Source organism: Amycolatopsis balhimycina FH 1894, assembly GCF_000384295.1.
In the GTDB taxonomy this organism is placed as follows: domain Bacteria; phylum Actinomycetota; class Actinomycetes; order Mycobacteriales; family Pseudonocardiaceae; genus Amycolatopsis; species Amycolatopsis balhimycina.
This window is the reverse complement of the sequence record NZ_KB913037.1, coordinates 3,297,679-3,313,607: the sequence shown is the minus strand read 5'-3', so window position 1 is coordinate 3,313,607 and position 15,929 is coordinate 3,297,679. Positions and strand designations below refer to the sequence as shown.

The following is a 15,929-nucleotide window of genomic DNA, read 5'->3' as shown; positions in this document are numbered from 1 at the left end:
CCGTGGACGGTACTCAGTCCTGGTAGGAAAGCTTCTCGAGTTCCTCGTCGAAGTCGAACCAGTCGGTCTCGCTGCCGGCCGGGACGACGTCGTAGGTGCGGTCGAGGAAGGCGGCGATCTCCTTCGCGGGCGCTTCGAGCACGGCGGCCCCCTCGGGCGAGCTCAGCTCCACGACGACCAGCGCGGGGTCGGCGGCGGGCCCGATCCGCACGTCGCCGTCGCCGCAGCGGGTGAGCAGGCCGTCGGCGAGCAGGTCACGGCCGAAGAGCCACCGGACCGCGCTCGGGCCGGCGTGCAGCACCACGGCGACCGCGTACGGGTCGCGGGTGTCGTGCTCCAGCTCGGCCGGCACCGGTCGCGGCCCGGCGCCGAAGGTGCGCAGGGCGAAGTCGAGGCTGGCGCTGGTCACGGTGTGCGGGTCGGCCATGGTGGCCCCTTTGCTACTCGTCGGTCGGGTCCTGCTCGTTCCAGAGATAACCCATGGTGAGTTCAACGCCCAGCGATCCGAAAAACATTCACACTCTGGGGTGATCAAGAAGTGTCCGAGGTCACCGTCGGCGTGGCCAAAAGGGCAACTCCCTCACCCAGGGTGAGCGGTGGTGACGGGCGTTCGGAGCCGCGCCGCCGCCGGATGGGTCCGCGCCCCGGAGTTGCGCCTTCCGGGTGGGAAGGGCCACTCCGCACCAGTCCGGTCCGGCGTCCGGCCGCGAACCCTGCTCGGGAAGCGGAGGACACGGAGGGTGCGGGCATGGGTGAGCGTGGGCGGTTGCGGCTGCAACCGGACGAGGCGCCGGCGCCCGTGCCGGACGCCGAAGAACTGCTTCGGCAGGTGGCGGCGGGCGACGAGACGGCGTTCGCGTCGCTGTACGACCTCGTCGCCGGTCCGGTGCTCGGGCTGGCGACGCGCGTCCTGCGCAGCCACGCCCAGGCCGAGGAGGTGGCGCAGGAGGTGCTGGTGGAGGTGTGGCGCAAGGCCACCAGGTACGAGCCGGAGCGCGGCAGCGCGCTGTCGTGGGTGCTGACCATCGCCCACCGCCGGGCCGTGGACCGCGTGCGTTCGCACCAGGCCGGCGTCGACCGGGAGCAGCGGGCCGGCCTGATGGACGTGCGGCGGCCGTTCGACGAGGTCACCGAGTCCACCTTGGCCGGTCTGGAGCAGCAGCGGGTGCGGCAGTGCCTGTCCGCGCTGACCGAGCTGCAGCGCGAGTCGATCGTGCTGGCCTACTACAACGGCTACACCTACCCCGAGGTTGCCGAGGTGCTGAAGGTCGCGCCGGGCACCGTGAAGACCCGCATCCGCGACGGCCTGATCCGCCTGCGCGACTGCCTGGGGGTGGACCGATGACCGCCGAACTGCACACGCTGACCGGGGCATACGCGCTGGACGCGGTGTCCGATGCGGACCGCGCGGAGTTCGAACGCCACCTGGTGGAGTGCGCCGCCTGCCGCCAGGAGGTCGCGGAGCTGCGCGCCACCGGGGCGCGGCTCGCCCTGGCCGCGGCGGTGGACCCGCCGCCGCGGCTGAAGCCCGCGGTGCTCGCCGCCGTGGTCCGCACCCGCCAGCTGCCGCCGAGGGTGCCCGTGGTGCTCGACGACCCGGCCCGGGCCAGGACGTGGCAGCTGCGGGTTTCGCTCTTCGGCGCCGCCGCCGCGGCCGTCGTGGCGGTGGTTCTGGGCCTCGGCACGGCGTCCGGTCCGCCGGCGCCCGTCGACCCGGTGCTGTCCGCCCCGGACGCTTCGGCGATCCAGGGCACCGGGCAGGGCCGCGCGACGCTGGTGGTTTCCCGCAGCCGCAACCAGGCGGTCCTGCTGGCATCCGGCTTGCCCGCCCTCGACGCGGCGCACGTCTACCAGGTCTGGTTCATCGGCAGCGGTGGCGCGCGGTCAGCCGGGCTGATGCAGCCGGAATCGCCGGACCGGATGCGCCCCATGCTCGCCGACCTGCCCCCGGGAGCGGACCGGATCGGGATCACCGTGGAGCCCGCCGGTGGCTCGCCCGGCCCGACGACGCCGGCGGTCGCCCGGATCGATCTCGCCTGACCCCTCGACCCCTGACAGGAGTGCGATGAGCACCTCAACGGTGGCGGCCGGACCCCGCCTGCGTCACTGGGTGGCCGCTCTGCTCGGCGTCCTGGCGCTGGCGGCGGCGCTGGCGGCGGGCCACCTCGTCGCCGGGTTCGTCGGCGTCAACGCCTCGCCGTACCTGGCGGTCGGCAACGGCGCCATCGACCTGACCCCGGTGGAGCTCAAGGACTTCGCGGTCCGCACCTTCGGTACCTACGACAAGCTCGTCCTGCTCTCGGGGATGGCCGTCGTGATGGTCCTCGTCGCGGCGGTGGCGGGTCTCCTGTCCCGCCGCACGCCGGTGCCGGGGCTGGTGGCGATCGCCGGGTTCGGCCTGGTCGGTCTCGTGGCGGTGTACGCGCGGCCCGACCTCGGCGTCGTGGCGTTGCTCGCCCCGCTGGCGAGCCTGGTCGCCGGGGTCGGGACGTTCGCCTTCCTGCACCGCCTGGCCCGGCGTGATGCCGCCCCGGACGCGGCCGCCGGTTCCTCCCGCCGGACGGTGCTGCTGGCGGGCGCCGGAGTCGTCGCGGGCGCCGGGGTCGCGGGCCTCGGCGGCCAGTTGCTCGCCGGGACCCGGGACGCGGCGTCGTCGCGGGAAGCGGTGGGTCGGCTGGTTCCGGCCCGGACCGCGCCGATGATCCCGGCCGATGCCGGCTTCGCCAAGCTGGGCACGCCGGAGTTCCTGACCCGCAACGCGAACTTCTACCGCGTGGACACCGCGTTGACCGTGCCGCAGGTGCGGACGGAGGACTGGAGCCTGCGGCTGCACGGCATGGTCGACCGCGAGCTGCGCTACGGCTACGGCGACATCCGCGACCGGCCGCTCGTGGAACGCACCATCACGATGACTTGCGTCTCCAACGAGGTCGGCGGCACCTACGTGTCCACCGCGAACTTCGTCGGCGTCGACCTGGCCGACCTGCTCGAAGAGGCCGGGGTGCGCCCCGGCGCCGAGCAGCTCTATTCGTCCAGTGTGGACGGCTGGACGTCGGGCAGCCCGGTCGCCGCGGCCCTGGACCGGGCGTGCGGGGCCATGCTCGCCATCGGCATGAACGGCGAGCCGCTGCCGATCGAGCACGGTTTCCCGGCCCGGCTCGTCATTCCCGGGTTGTACGGCTATGTATCGGCCACGAAATGGGTGACCGACCTCGAAGTCACGACCTGGCGAGCGCGGCAGGCGTATTGGCTGAAACGCGGCTGGGGTCGCGAGGCGCCGATCAAGACGGAATCGCGGATCGACACGCCGAAAGGGTTCGAAACCGTCCCCTCGGGGAAGATCCGCGTCGCCGGGGTCGCCTGGGCGCAGCACACCGGCATCGAGAAGGTCGAACTGCGCATGGACGACGGCCCGTGGCGGGAAGCCACGCTGTCGCACGAGGTGAACCTGAACACCTGGCGGATGTGGTGGCTCGAGTTCGACGTCGCACCCGGCGGTCACCAGGTCGTCTGCCGGGCGACCGACAAAAGCGGGTACACGCAGACCGAAATGCGCGCCGGAACCGTACCCGACGGCGCGACGGGGTGGCACAGCATCGCCTTCACGGCGCGATGACCCGGATCACCCGAATGGGGGCAATCTGTTTTGACCGCAGTTCCGAATCAAGGGTAAGAAGCAGTTATCAGCCGCTAATTGGAGTGATTTTCGTGACCAAGCTTCGTGTCGCCGGAATCGGCGTCGCCGCTGTCGCCGCGCTTTCGCTGACCGCGTGCAGCGGCAGCGACACCGCTTCGTCGGGCAGTTCCAGCAGCTCGATGCCGTCGTCGGTGCCCGCGCCGTCGTCCAGTATGGCTTCCGGTGCCGGCAACGGCGTGACCACCAACGCCGACGTCTTCGGCCCGGCCTGTTCCCAGTTGCCGCAGGGGGCCGCGCCCGGTTCGCTGGACTCGATGGGCCCGCAGCCGGTCGCCTCGGCCGCGTCGACGAACCCGCTGCTGACCAAGCTGGTGGCGGCGGTCAAGGCCACCAACCTGGTCGACACGCTGAACAGCCAGGAAGCCATCACGGTGTTCGCGCCCGCCGACCCCGCGTTCGCCGCGCTCGGCGACGCCAAGTTCGCCGAACTGGCCGGCAAGCCCGCCGAGCTGGCGCCGATCCTGCAGTACCACGTCGTCGGCAAGCGCTACGACGCCAAGGGGCTCGCGGCCGCGGGTTCGGTCGACACCCTGAACACCGCCGGCGGCCCGGTGAAGATCGAGGGCTCCGGCGAGAACATGACGGTCAACGGCGCGAAGATCCTGTGCGGCAACATCCCCACCAAGAACGCCACGGTCTTCGTGATCGACAAGGTGCTGACGCCGGGCACCAACAAGTAATTCAGCGTCCCAGCAACGGGCCGAGCCGTTCCGCGATGTCGGTGAGGATCTGCACGTAGTCTTCGTGTTCGAAGCTGAACGGCAGGGCGAAAGCCACCTCGTCGACCTCGCGGAACGCGGCGTGCTCGTGCAGCCGCCCGGCGATCTCCGCGGACGTGCCGACGAAGTCGGGGGAGAACAGCATGCGCGCCGGGCCCTGTGGTTCCGCGGTGCGTGGCAGCCGTTTTTCGGCGTAGGCCTCGTATTTCGCCCGCTGTTCCGGCGTCGCGCTGTCGGTCGGGACGACGACGAGGCCCTGCGAGATCCGCCCGGCGGGGTGGTGCTCGCGGAACGTCCGGATGTGCGAGAGCTGGATCTCGGCGAAGTCCGTGCTCTCGCCTTCGGCCTTGACCACGCTGCTGGTCAGGAAGTTCATCGCGTGCTTGCCGGCCCACTCGGCCGAGCGCAGGCTCGCGCCGCCGTACCAGAGGCGGTCGCCGAGTCCCGGTGCCTGCGGCTGGACCCGGTCGGAGAACACCTCGAACCCCGCGGTGCCGCTGAACCCCGTCGCCGGCTCGCCGCGTACGAAGTCCAGCAGCCGCTGCACGCGGTCGTAGGAAAAGTCCTCGACGTCCGCGGTGTCCGGGTAGAGGGCGTGCTTGACCTCGTCCCAGCGCATCGGCGGGCCGACGCTGAGGCCCGGGTTGAGCCGTCCGCCGGAGAGCAGGTCGACGGTGGCGAGGTCCTCGGCCAGTCGCAGCGGGTTCTCCCAGCCGAGTGGGATCACGGCGGTGCCGAGTTCGATCCGGCTGGTCCGTTGCGACGCGGCGGCCAGCACGGCGACCGGCGACGAGATGCCGTACTGGAGGTGCCGGTGCCGCACCCAGGCGCTGTCGAACCCGAGCCGTTCGCCCAGCTCGATGATCTCCAGCGTCGACTCGTGGCCCCGGCGTGGGTCGTCCGCGTCGAACAGGCCGATGGTCAGGAAGCCGAGCTTCCGCAGTGATCGCGACACGGTGCCGATTCTGCCCCCGCGACGAAGGGTGTTCCACTTGGTGGACTACGGCTCCCGCAACCGGTCCAGGCCGTCGAGGATGAGGTCGAGGCCGAACTCGAACTCGGCCTGGTCGTCGCACCAGCCCAGGGTCGAATCCGGGTCGTCGTGGGCGATCTCGCTCAGCATCCCGACCAGGTTCGGCAGCTGGGCGGCCAGTTCGGCCGGTACTTCCGCCGACGCGCCGGCGTTCGGGTCGAACAGTTCCTGGCTGAACCCCAGCGCGCGGCTGCCCAGTGCGTGCAGCGCGTGGTGGATCCGGTCGTGGGAGAACCCGCCCTCGCGCATCAGGCCGACCAGGCTGTCGTAGTACTTCAGCACCGCGATGCTCGTCGACGAGCGCGTGCCGAACAGCGCCGGGGCCCAGCGGTGGCGGAGGAACACCCGCCGGGCCGCGAGGATGCGCCGCCGGGCCGTCTGCTTCCAGTCCGGGCCGCGGTCCACGCGGGCCACCACGTCGTTGATCTCCTCGGCGACGACCTCGACGATCCCGTCGAGCACGTCCTCCTTCTTGGCCACGTGGTAGTAGAGCGACATCGCCTCGGCGCCGAGCTCCTCGGCGAGGCGGCGCATCGTCACCGCGCGCAAGCCGTGTTCGTCGGCGAGCGCGACGGCCGCCTGCAGCACGCGCTCCCGGCTCAGCGGAATCCGGGCTTCGGTCGTCACGGCCCAGATCGTACAACGTAAGACGTGCTTGACCGGACTGCGTCCCGAAGCTACCTTACGATGTACGACTTACAACGTAAGGGAGAAGTCATGAAGGCTCTCGTCCAGCGTGCGTACGGTTCCCCGGACAGCCTGACCTTCGAAGACGTGCCCGATCCCGTACCCGGCGAAGGCGAGGTGCTGGTCCGGGTGCACGCCACTTCGGTCAACCCGTACGACTGGCACTTCATGAGAGGTGAGCCGTTTGTGGCTCGGCTGATGACCGGGGGCTTCGGCCTGCGCCGTCCGCCGGCCGGCGTCCTCGGGTGTGACCTGGCCGGCCGGGTCGTGACCGCCGGGACCAGGTTCGCGCCCGGCGACGATGTCTACGCGCTCCTGCCGCGGGGTGCGCACGCCGAGTACGTCTGCGTGCCCGAAGACCTGCTCGCGCCGTTGCCCGCGAACCTGTCCCACGAACAGGCGGCGGCGATGCCGATGGCGGCCGTCACCGCGCTGGTCGCCCTGCGGGGTCTCGAAGCCGGGCAGCGGGTGCTGGTCAACGGCGCTTCCGGCGGCGTCGGCACCTTCGCCGTCCAGCTGGCCAAGGCGCTCGGGGCGCGGGTCGATGCGGTCTGCGGTGCCGCCAACGTCGAGGTGGTGCGCTCACTCGGCGCGGAGCACGTTTTCGACTACCGGGCGGAGGACTTCACGCGCAGCGGCCGCCGCTACGACGTCGTGCTGGACATCGCCGGCAGCCGGTCGGTGTTCGCCTGCCGGCGGGTGCTCTCGCGCACCGGGACGTTCGTCGCCGTCGGTGGCCCGGCCGGGCGGTGGGTGCAGCCCGCCGGGCACGTCTTCGCCGCACTGGCTTCCGGGCCGTTCGCGCGGCGGCGCGTCGTGCTCGCTGACGCGGTGGCCTGCCCGGACAAGCCGGCGGTGCTGCGCGAACTGGCAGGCTTGGTGGAGCGCGGCGCGGTCACGCCGGTCATCGACCGGAGCTACCCGTTCGGTGACCTGCGTGCCGCGATCGCGTACCAGGAAGCCGGGCACGCCAACGGGAAAGTGGTCGTGACGGTGTGATTTCCCAGGTGGCCGCCGGTTACCTTGAAGTGCGCACCGCCCGTTCGGTTAGCGTGGTGTGGTGCGTATCGATATCTGGTCCGATCTGGTCTGTCCTTGGTGCTTTCTCGGCAAACGCCGCTTCGAGCAGGCGGTGACCGAACTCGGCGTCGACGTCGAGGTGGTGCACCACTCGTTCCAGCTCGACCCGTCGTTCCCGCGCGGGACTTCCCGGTCGACGCGCGAGGTGCTGGCCGAGAAGTACGGCCGGACGCTGGAAGAGGCCGACGCGATGGAGGCGCAGATGGAGGAGCGCGCCGCCGCCGACGGTCTCGAGTACCACCTCGACGGCGTCCACATGGGCAACACCGTCGACGGCCACCGCCTCGTCCACCTCGCCGCCGAGCGCGGGCTCGCCGACGCCGTCGTCGAGCGCTTCTACCGCGCCCACTTCACCGAACGACGGTCGCTGTTCGACCGCGACTCGCTCGTCGAGCTGGCCGCCGAGGCGGGGCTCGACGCGGCGGAGGCCCGGTCCGTGCTCGAGTCGGACGCCTACGAAGCCGAAGTCGCGGCCGACGGCGAGCAGGCCCGCGCGCTCGGAGCGACCGGCGTGCCGTTCTTCGTGATCGACCGGCGGTTCGGCGTGGCCGGCGCCCAGTCGTCCGAAGTGTTCACGCAGGTGCTGCGACGCGCGCTGGAGCCCGCGGCGAGCTGAGCGGTCAGCGGCGACGGCGGCTCCGGGTGAACCGCGAGCGGTCGGTGGCGACGCCGGCCAGGTGCAGGGCGACGCACAGCAGCCCGGCGGTGGTCAGCGTCCCGGTCGTGATGATCGGGCCGAGCCCGAACCCGGCCAGCTCCATCAGCAGGGCGAGCCCGAAGAGCACAGCGGCGAGAATGGCGAGCATGACGGCCTCGTTTCCGTGGCGAGGGGCCGAATGGTCCCTGCCACTGCGACGTTCGCGGTACCGGACGTCCCGGCTTGGTGGCCAGTACTTCCCCCGCTTCCGCACGGTGAAACGGACTTCGCGTACCGGCTCACGTCCCTGAAGGGCCGGTTCGCGTGATTGGAGGGTCAGCACGCGTGATTGGCGGGACGACACGCGGGGTTCTCGTTCGGGCCGGGTCAGGCCGGGGGTGGGGCCGTGCTCGAACGGATCACCAGTTCGGTCGGGAGGATCACCGGCTCGCCCGCTTCGGCTCCTGTTTCGATTTCCGTCAGCAGGGCTTCGACCGCGTGGCGGCCCACCGCCTCGAACGACTGGCGGATCGTGGTGAGCGGGGGCCAGAAGTGGGCCGACTCCTCCATGTCGTCGAACCCGACCACGCTCACTTCCTCCGGGACGCGGCGGCCCGTCTCGTGCAACGCGCGGAGCAGGCCCAGCGCCATCTGGTCGTTCGCCGCGAACACCGCTGTCACCGATGGGTCCGCAGCCAGGCGCAAGCCTGCCTGGTAGCCGGACTCGGGTGACCAGTCGCCGGTCGAGACCGGAGGGACCACGCGGCCCGCGCCCGCCAAAGTGGCCTGCCACGACTTCCGGCGCCGCTCGGCGGAGTAGGACTGGGGTGGGCCCGCGATGTGCCAGACCGTTTCGTGCCCGAGGTCGAGCAGGTGCCGGGTCGCCCTGGCCGCACCGTCGGCCTGGTCGTTGTCGACGACCGGGTACGCGTACTGGGCGCTGGAGTCGATCACCACCACCGGGAGCCCGTGCGGCAGTTCGATCTCGCTTTGGTCGAGCTGGTGTTGCTCGATGAGGATGATGACGCCGTCCACGGCCTGTTCGTTCAGCGTGCTGAACGCCCCGGTGACCTCGCCCTGGGTCGGCCGCGTCACCGGCATCAGGATGATCGAGAACCCCTCCGGGACGACGGCCGCCGCGATGGCGTCGAGGGTGCGGCTGTTCCCGAACGTCGGCAGTGCCGAGATGATCACGCCGATGCTGCGGAACTGGCCGTTACGCAGGGCGCGGGCGGCGCTGTTGGGCCGGTAGCCGATCCGGCGCATCGCGGCGAGGACCCGTTCGCGCGTGGCGTCGTCGACGTTCGTCTTGCCGTTCGCCACGCGCGAGACCGTCTGGCCCGACACGCCCGCCTCGCGGGCCACGTCCGCCATCGACGGCCCGCGCCGCCGGGAGGCGCGGCCGGATGCGGACGAGGTCGCTGTCTGGCGCGCCACGGTCACTCCTTGGTGTTCTGGACATGTTTACGTCAACAAGTTACTCTGCGGCCGTCCATGTTGACGTAAACATCTCGCCGGGTCCAGTACCCGGCCGCATGACCACTCGGAGAGACGATGACGTCCACAGCGGCTCCGCCCGTCCCGGCGCCGTCCCGTCCGGCGCCGGCGGCCCGCCGGCCGCGGCGGAAATGGCGGGGCTGGCTCTTCGTCGCCCCGTTCATGCTGGTCTTCGCGCTGACCTTCATCGCGCCGGTCGTGTACGCGTTCGTGCTCAGCCTCTACCGTGACCAGGCCTTCTTCGGCGGCACGGTGTTCGTCGGCGCCGACAACTACGTGCAGGTGTTCGGCGACCCGAAGTTCTGGGAAGCCTTCCGCCGGGTGCTGGTGTTCCTCGCCGTGCAGGTGCCGATCATGCTGGTGCTCGCGCTGATCGCGGCGCTGGCCATCGACAGCGCCCGGCTGCACGCCGCGGGCTTCTTCCGGGTCGTGATCTTCCTGCCCTACGCGGTCCCCGCCGTGGTCGCGGCGCTGATGTGGGGCTTCATCTACGGTGACCACTTCGGACTCGCCGCGGACCTGAACCACCTGCTGGGTACCGACTCGATCAAGCCGTTGTCGCCGCACTGGCTGCTCACGTCGATCGGGAACATCGTCACGTGGGAGTTCGCCGGCTACAACATGCTCATCTTCTACTCCGCGCTGAAGGTGATCCCGAAGGAACTGTTCGAGGCGGCCTCGATCGACGGCGCCGGCGCGTTCCGCACGATCCTGTCCGTCAAGCTCCCCGCGATCCGGGGCGCCATCGTGGTCGCGACGATCTTCTCGATCATCGGCAGCTTCCAGCTGTTCAACGAGCCGAACATCATGCGCAACCTGGTGCCGAACACGATCGGCACGTTCTACACGCCGAACATGTACGCCTACAACCTTTCCTTCAACGGGCAGCAGTACAACTACTCCGCCACCGTCGCGATCGTGATGGGCGTGATCACCGCGGTCATCGCCTACGTCGTGCAGCTGCGCGGCTCCCGGAAGGAGATGTGACGTGGCGACGTCTTCGATGACACGGTTCTCAGTGAGCAACCCCCGCAAGTCGCGTGTCCTCACCGGCTTCATGGCGCTGTACCTGCTCTACACGCTGGTTCCGCTGGCGTGGCTGGTGATCAACGCGAGCAAGACCCAGCCGGCACTGTTCTCGACGTCGGGCCTGTCCTTCGGCGACACGTTCGCCTTGTTCGACAACATCGGCCGGACGTTCACCTACAACGGCGGGATCTTCTTCCGCTGGCTCGGGAACACCCTGCTGTACGTCGTGGTCGGGGCCGGTGGCGCGACGATCCTCGCCACGGCGGCGGGCTACGGGCTGGCCAAGTACCGCTTCCCCGGCCGCCGCGCGGTGTTCGCCGTCGTCCTCGGGGCCGTGGCCGTGCCGCCGACGGCGCTGGCCGTGCCGACGTTCCTGATGTTCAGCAAGATGGGGCTGACGAACACGCCGCTGGCGGTCATCATCCCGTCGCTGATCAGCCCGTTCGGCCTGTACCTGATCTGGGTCTACGCCGCCGACGCCATCCCCGACGAGCTGCTGGAAGCGGCGCGGATCGACGGCGCGGGCGAGATCCGGATCTTCCTCACCGTGACGCTGCGCCAGCTGGTCCCCGGGATCATCACGGTCACGCTGTTCACGATGGTGCAGACCTGGAACAACTACTTCCTGCCCCTGATCATGCTCAGCGAGCCCAAGTGGTACCCGCTGACCGTCGGGCTCAACCAGTGGAGTGCCCAGGCCAACGGCGCCGGCGCTCAGCCGATCTTCAACCTGGTCCTCACCGGGTCGTTGCTCACCATCATTCCCCTTGTCGTCGCTTTCCTGCTCATGCAACGGTTCTGGCAATCGGGCCTGAGCGCGGGCAGCGTCAAGCAGTAAACCGCCGTCACACCGCCGTGAAGGGACACTCGATGTCACGCATCCGCAACCACGCCAAGGCGGCTGTCGCCGTGGCGCTGGCCGCCGCATTGGCGGTCGGCTGTTCGTCCGGGGGCGGTTCGTCCACCGCGCCCGCCGCCGCCACCGGCAACCAGGACTCCGTCGACGCCGCGCTGAAGGCCGGCGGGGAGATCACCTACTGGAGCTGGACCCCGTCGGCCAAGGACCAGGTGGCCGCGTTCCAGAAGGAATACCCGAACGTCAAGGTCAACTACGTCAACGCGGGCACGAACAAGGAGGAGTACACCAAGCTGCAGAACGCGATCAAGGCCGGCTCGGGTGCCCCCGACGTCGCCCAGATCGAGTACTACGCGCTCCCGCAGTTCGCGCTGACCGATTCACTGGCCGACCTCAATCAATACGGCTTCGGCTCGTTCGAGAAGGACTACAGCGCCTCGACCTGGGCGCAGGTGAAGAACGGCAACGGGCTCTACGGCCTGCCGCAGGACTCCGGCCCGATGGCGCTGTTCTACAACAAGGAAGTCTTCGACAAGAACGCCATCGCCGTGCCGAAGACCTGGGAAGAGTACATCGCCGCGGCGAAGAAGCTGCACGCCGCCGACCCCACCAAGTACATGACCTCGGACACCGGTGACCCCGGGGCCGTGCTGAGCATGATCTGGCAGGCCGGCGGGCACCCGTTCACCGTCGACGGCCGGAACGTGAAGGTCAACTTCGCCGACGCGGGCACCAAGAAGTGGACCGCGATGTGGGACCAGATGATCCAGGGCAAGCTGCTCGCCCCGGTCAAGGAATGGTCCGACGACTGGTTCCGCGCCCTCGGTGACGGCACCATCTCCTCCCTGGTCACCGGTGCCTGGATGCCGGGCAACTTCATCTCGTCGGTGGCCGCCGGAAGCGGCAAGTGGGCCGTCGCGCCGATGCCGACCTACGACGGCAAGCCGGTGACCGCGGAGAACGGCGGCAGCACCCAGTCCGTGGTCAAGCAGAGCAAGAACCCGGCGCTGGCCGCGGCGTTCGTGCGCTGGCTCAACCACGGGGGCGGCGTCGCGCCGTTCATCAAGAGCGGTGGCTTCCCGTCCACCACGGCCGACCTGACCTCGCCCGCGTTCGTCGACGAGGCCGTGCCGTACTTCGGCGGCCAGAAGATCAACCAGGTGCTGACCCAGGCGTCGAAGGACGTCGCCCCGGGCTGGACCTACCTGCCGTACCAGACCTACGCCAACAGTGTCTTCAGCGACACCGCCGGCAAGGCCTACGTGAACGCCACCGGGCTCGACGCCGGGCTGGCGGCCTGGCAGCAGGCCATCGTCGACTACGGCAACCAGCAGGGCTTCACGGTCAGCGCGGGATGACGGTTCACATCGAGGGTGACGTAGGTGACCCTGCCCAGGTCATCGGCAGGGTCCCGCGTCGCCTCTTCGGCTCCTTCGTGGAGCACATGGGCCGGTCCGTGTACACCGGGCTGTACGAGCCCGGACACTCCACTTCGGACAGTCACGGCTTCCGCGGCGACGTCCTGGAGCTGGTGCGGGAGCTCGGGCCGACCGTGCTCCGCTACCCCGGTGGCAACTTCGTCTCCGGCTACCGCTGGGAAGACGGAGTCGGGCCCGACCGGCCCGTCCGGCTCGACCCGGCGTGGCACAGCGTCGAGTCCAACCGCTTCGGCCTGCACGAATTCGTCGGGTGGGCCGAAGCCGCGGGTGCCGAGGTGATGTACGCCGTCAACCTCGGCACCCGCGGCATCCAAGACGCAGCGGACGTCCTCGAGTACTGCAACCACGCCGGCGGCACGGAACTGAGCGAGCGGCGGCGCGCGAACGGCGCCGACCGCCCGTTCGGCTTCAAGCTGTGGTGCCTGGGCAACGAGATGGACGGCCCGTGGCAGATCGGCCACAAGACGGCCGAGGAGTACGGCAGGCTGGCCGCGGAGACCGCGCGGCTCATGCGGATGATCGACCCGGACCTCGAGCTGGTCGTGGCCGGCAGTTCGCACGCGGACATGCCGACGTTCGGCTCGTGGGAGCGCACGGTGCTGCGCCACACCGCCGAGCTGGTCGACCACATCTCGCTGCACGCCTACTACCAGGAGCTGCACGGCGACACCGACAGCTACCTCGCGAGCGGGGCCGCGCTGGACCGCTACATCCGCAAGACGGCGGGGGTCATCGACGAAACCCTGGCGGAGCTGGGCCTCGACAAGAAGATCGGGATCAGCGTCGACGAGTGGAACGTCTGGGACCTGCGCCGCTGGAACGAGGTCGACCAGGCCCGCCTCGCCGAGGGCGGCTGGCGGGAGCACCCGCGGATCATCGAGGACACCTACACCGTCACCGACGCGGTCGTCGTCGGCTCGCTGCTGAGTTCCCTGCTGCGCAACGTCGACCGCGTCACCATGGCGAATCAGGCCCAGCTGGTGAACGTCATCGCGCCGATCCGCTCCGAGCCCGGTGGCCCGGCCTGGCGGCAGACGACGTTCCACCCGTTCCAGCGGGTCGCCGCGCTGGCCGGCGGGTCGAGCCTGCGCCTGGAGGTCGACGGCGAGCGGCTGCGCACCGCGCAGCACGGCGAGGTCGACCTCGTCGACGTCGCCGCGACGATCGAGGAGTCCGGGCGCGGCGCGGTGTTCCTGACCAACCGCGCGACGGCGTCGCCGACCGAAGTCCGGATCCGCCTGCGCGGCGCCCGGTTCGGCGTCTACGCCGCCGAAACCCTGACCACACCGGACGGCGAGACCCGCCACACCGTGAACACCGCCGACTCGCAACCGGTCCGGCCGGTGCCGTTACCCGGCGCCGCCGCGACGTCCGATCCCGGGGGGACCACCATCACCGTGACACTGCCACCCTTGTCCTGGACCGTGCTCCAGCTGACGCCGCAGGCGGGCCCGGATGCCTGAGTTCGCCATCGGGGAAACCGACTTCCTGCTCGACGGCCGTCCGTTCCGCATCCTGTCCGGTGCCCTGCACTACTTCCGGGTGCACCCGGAACTGTGGGCCGACCGGATCGACAAGGCGCGGCGGATGGGGCTCAACACCATCGAGACGTACGTGCCGTGGAACGCGCACGCCCCCGAGCCCGGCACGTTCGACCTCTCCGGCGGGCTCGACCTCGACCGCTTCCTGCGGCTCGTCGCCGACGCCGGGATGTACGCGATCGTGCGGCCCGGTCCGTACATCTGCGCCGAATGGGACAACGGCGGGCTGCCGGCGTGGCTGTTCCGCGACCCGTCGGTCGGGGTCCGCCGGTACGAGCCGAAGTACCTGGACGCGGTGCGCGAGTACCTCACGAAGGTGTACGAAGTCGTCGTCCCGCACCAGATCGACCGCGGGGGACCGGTGCTGCTGGTCCAGGTCGAGAACGAGTACGGCGCGTTCGGCGACGACAAGCGCTACCTGAAAGCGCTTGCCGAGCACACGCGCGAATCGGGAATCACCGTGCCACTGACCACAGTGGACCAGCCGACGCCGGAGATGCTCGAGGCGGGCAGCCTCGACGGGCTGCACCGCACCGCGTCGTTCGGCTCCGGCGCCGAGGGGCGGCTGGCGATCCTGCGGGAGCACCAGCCGACCGGGCCGCTGATGTGCAGCGAGTTCTGGAACGGCTGGTTCGACCACTGGGGCGCGCACCACCACACCACCGCGGCCGCGGACTCGGCGGCGGAGCTCGACGTGCTGCTCGCCGCGGGCGCGTCGGTCAACCTGTACATGTTCCACGGCGGCACCAACTTCGGCCTCACCAACGGCGCCAACGACAAGGGCGTCTACCAGCCGCTGGTCACGTCCTACGACTACGACGCGCCGCTGGACGAAGCCGGCGACCCGACGCCGAAGTACCACGCCTTCCGCGACGTGATCGCCCGCTACCACAAGGTGCCGGATTCCGTGCCGCCGCCGGCACGGCCCGCGCCGACGCCCGCCGGGGTGCTGCGCGATCCCGTCCGGCTGCTCGACGCACCGGACCGCTGGGGCACCTGGGAGTTCCACGAGGAGCTGCCCGTGTTCGACGACCTCACCCCGATGCCGCAGCTCGCGCTCCTGCGCTGTGCCGTCGAGGGCGATCGGCCCGGCGTGCTGACCTTCGGCGAGGTCCGTGACCGCGCCACGGTGTTCTTCGACGGCGACCTCGTGGGAACCCTGTCCCGGGACCACCACGAGCGCGCGATCCCGCTGCCGCGGGCCCGTGGCGAGCTGCTGGTGCTGGTCGAGGACCAGGGCCGCGTCGACTACGGCCCGCGCATCGGCGAGGCGAAGGGCATCATCGGCGGGGCGTCGCTGCACGGCGAGCCGCTGACCGGCTGGGACGTGCTGCCGTTCGAGCTGGCCGCGCTGCCATCGCTGCGGCCTTCGTCGCCGGAGTCCGTGGTGGGCGCGGTGGCCGGGCCGGTGGTGCTGCGCGCCGAGATCGAGGTCGACGAGCCCGCCGACCTCTTCCTCGACACCGGGGAGTGGGGCAAGGGCGTCGCGTGGCTGAACGGGTTCGCGCTCGGCCGGTACTGGCGGCGCGGTCCGCAACGGACGTTGTACGTGCCGCGCCCGGTGGTCCGGGCCGGCGCCAACGAACTCGTCGTGCTCGAACTCGGCACGATGCTCGACCCGGCGGCCCGGTTCGTGCCGCGGCCGCTGCTGGGCCACACCGAGGCCTGAGAAAGAGTCCCCACCGCACCGAAGGGCAGTTCGACGATGAACTTG

16 protein-coding genes are annotated in these 15,929 nt (G+C 70.3%); 11 read left to right on the top strand and 5 right to left on the bottom strand.

Annotation, left to right across the window (positions count from 1 at the left end; genetic code table 11):
- Positions 1–13: 13 nt before the first annotated feature.
- Positions 14–427 carry an SsgA family sporulation/cell division regulator gene (locus A3CE_RS0114140; RefSeq protein ID WP_020640744.1) on the bottom strand — a complete coding sequence of 138 codons (414 nt, stop codon included), beginning with the start codon at positions 425–427 and terminating at the stop codon, positions 14–16.
- A gap of 321 nt (positions 428–748) precedes the next feature.
- Here A3CE_RS0114140 and sigK point away from each other — a divergent pair, with 321 nt between their 5' ends.
- The 4 genes from sigK to A3CE_RS0114120 all read left to right on the top strand — a co-directional run bounded on the left by sigK (position 749) and on the right by A3CE_RS0114120 (position 4,377).
- Positions 749–1,345, top strand: coding sequence for an ECF RNA polymerase sigma factor SigK (gene sigK, locus A3CE_RS0114135; RefSeq protein ID WP_020640743.1), 597 nt, complete (start codon positions 749–751; stop codon positions 1,343–1,345).
- Positions 1,342–2,040: an anti-sigma factor gene (locus A3CE_RS0114130; protein ID WP_020640742.1), complete on the top strand. Its 699-nt coding sequence runs from the start codon at positions 1,342–1,344 to the stop codon at positions 2,038–2,040. The genes sigK and A3CE_RS0114130 overlap by 4 nt, the downstream gene beginning before the upstream one ends.
- Positions 2,041–2,065: 25 nt before the next feature.
- Positions 2,066–3,616, top strand: a complete 1,551-nt coding sequence (locus tag A3CE_RS0114125; protein ID WP_026468472.1) for a molybdopterin-dependent oxidoreductase — start codon at positions 2,066–2,068, stop codon at positions 3,614–3,616.
- A gap of 92 nt (positions 3,617–3,708) precedes the next feature.
- Entirely contained in the window at positions 3,709–4,377 is a 669-nt protein-coding gene (locus A3CE_RS0114120; RefSeq protein WP_026468471.1) for a fasciclin domain-containing protein, read from the top strand.
- 1 nt (position 4,378) lies between these two features.
- Here A3CE_RS0114120 and A3CE_RS0114115 read toward each other — a convergent pair whose 3' ends face one another.
- Together A3CE_RS0114115 and A3CE_RS0114110 are read right to left on the bottom strand one after the other, a co-directional pair.
- On the bottom strand, positions 4,379–5,371 hold the full coding sequence (locus A3CE_RS0114115; protein WP_020640739.1) for an LLM class flavin-dependent oxidoreductase: 993 nt from the start codon (positions 5,369–5,371) through the stop codon (positions 4,379–4,381).
- 45 nt (positions 5,372–5,416) lie between these two features.
- Positions 5,417–6,076 carry a TetR/AcrR family transcriptional regulator gene (locus tag A3CE_RS0114110; RefSeq protein ID WP_020640738.1) on the bottom strand — a complete coding sequence of 220 codons (660 nt, stop codon included), beginning with the start codon at positions 6,074–6,076 and terminating at the stop codon, positions 5,417–5,419.
- Between the two features lie 90 nt (positions 6,077–6,166).
- Between A3CE_RS0114110 and A3CE_RS0114105 the strand changes: the two genes are divergently transcribed.
- On the top strand, positions 6,167–7,135 hold the full coding sequence (locus tag A3CE_RS0114105) for an NAD(P)-dependent alcohol dehydrogenase (RefSeq protein WP_020640737.1): 969 nt from the start codon (positions 6,167–6,169) through the stop codon (positions 7,133–7,135).
- Positions 7,136–7,196: 61 nt separating this feature from the next.
- Positions 7,197–7,832 (top strand): DsbA family oxidoreductase, encoded by a 636-nt coding sequence (locus A3CE_RS0114100; RefSeq protein WP_185839811.1) that lies wholly within the window; start codon positions 7,197–7,199, stop codon positions 7,830–7,832.
- Between the two features lie 4 nt (positions 7,833–7,836).
- Here the strand turns inward: A3CE_RS0114100 and A3CE_RS0114095 are convergent, their stop codons facing one another.
- Both A3CE_RS0114095 and A3CE_RS0114090 read right to left on the bottom strand, forming a co-directional pair.
- Complete coding sequence (locus A3CE_RS0114095) at positions 7,837–8,022, bottom strand: hypothetical protein (RefSeq protein WP_020640735.1); 186 nt, start codon at positions 8,020–8,022, stop codon at positions 7,837–7,839.
- Between the two features lie 218 nt (positions 8,023–8,240).
- Positions 8,241–9,296: a LacI family DNA-binding transcriptional regulator gene (locus tag A3CE_RS0114090; RefSeq protein ID WP_026468470.1), complete on the bottom strand. Its 1,056-nt coding sequence runs from the start codon at positions 9,294–9,296 to the stop codon at positions 8,241–8,243.
- A 111-nt stretch (positions 9,297–9,407) separates the two neighbouring features.
- Here A3CE_RS0114090 and A3CE_RS0114085 point away from each other — a divergent pair, with 111 nt between their 5' ends.
- From A3CE_RS0114085 to A3CE_RS0114065, 5 genes are read left to right on the top strand one after another with little or no spacing between them, the layout of a single operon-like run.
- Positions 9,408–10,337, top strand: coding sequence for a carbohydrate ABC transporter permease (locus A3CE_RS0114085; protein ID WP_020640733.1), 930 nt, complete (start codon positions 9,408–9,410; stop codon positions 10,335–10,337).
- 16 nt (positions 10,338–10,353) lie between these two features.
- Entirely contained in the window at positions 10,354–11,217 is an 864-nt protein-coding gene (locus A3CE_RS0114080) for a carbohydrate ABC transporter permease (protein ID WP_026468469.1), read from the top strand.
- Between the two features lie 32 nt (positions 11,218–11,249).
- Positions 11,250–12,593: an ABC transporter substrate-binding protein gene (locus A3CE_RS0114075; protein ID WP_020640731.1), complete on the top strand. Its 1,344-nt coding sequence runs from the start codon at positions 11,250–11,252 to the stop codon at positions 12,591–12,593.
- On the top strand, positions 12,590–14,137 hold the full coding sequence (locus A3CE_RS0114070) for an alpha-N-arabinofuranosidase (protein WP_026468468.1): 1,548 nt from the start codon (positions 12,590–12,592) through the stop codon (positions 14,135–14,137). The genes A3CE_RS0114075 and A3CE_RS0114070 overlap by 4 nt, the downstream gene beginning before the upstream one ends.
- Positions 14,130–15,884: a glycoside hydrolase family 35 protein gene (locus tag A3CE_RS0114065; RefSeq protein ID WP_020640729.1), complete on the top strand. Its 1,755-nt coding sequence runs from the start codon at positions 14,130–14,132 to the stop codon at positions 15,882–15,884. The genes A3CE_RS0114070 and A3CE_RS0114065 overlap by 8 nt, the downstream gene beginning before the upstream one ends.
- Positions 15,885–15,929 lie beyond the last annotated feature (45 nt).

Coding starts and splice junctions, on each gene's coding strand:
- A3CE_RS0114075 (WP_020640731.1), top strand. CDS start 11,250: ATGTCACGCATCCGCAACCACGCCAAGGCGGCTGTCGCCGTGGCGCTG.
- A3CE_RS0114080 (WP_026468469.1), top strand. CDS start 10,354: ATGACACGGTTCTCAGTGAGCAACCCCCGCAAGTCGCGTGTCCTCACC.
- A3CE_RS0114070 (WP_026468468.1), top strand. CDS start 12,590: ATGACGGTTCACATCGAGGGTGACGTAGGTGACCCTGCCCAGGTCATC.
- A3CE_RS0114130 (WP_020640742.1), top strand. CDS start 1,342: ATGACCGCCGAACTGCACACGCTGACCGGGGCATACGCGCTGGACGCG.
- A3CE_RS0114105 (WP_020640737.1), top strand. CDS start 6,167: ATGAAGGCTCTCGTCCAGCGTGCGTACGGTTCCCCGGACAGCCTGACC.
- A3CE_RS0114125 (WP_026468472.1), top strand. CDS start 2,066: ATGAGCACCTCAACGGTGGCGGCCGGACCCCGCCTGCGTCACTGGGTG.
- A3CE_RS0114085 (WP_020640733.1), top strand. CDS start 9,408: ATGACGTCCACAGCGGCTCCGCCCGTCCCGGCGCCGTCCCGTCCGGCG.
- A3CE_RS0114095 (WP_020640735.1), bottom strand. CDS start 8,022: ATGCTCGCCATTCTCGCCGCTGTGCTCTTCGGGCTCGCCCTGCTGATG.
- A3CE_RS0114140 (WP_020640744.1), bottom strand. CDS start 427: ATGGCCGACCCGCACACCGTGACCAGCGCCAGCCTCGACTTCGCCCTG.
- sigK (WP_020640743.1), top strand. CDS start 749: ATGGGTGAGCGTGGGCGGTTGCGGCTGCAACCGGACGAGGCGCCGGCG.
- A3CE_RS0114065 (WP_020640729.1), top strand. CDS start 14,130: ATGCCTGAGTTCGCCATCGGGGAAACCGACTTCCTGCTCGACGGCCGT.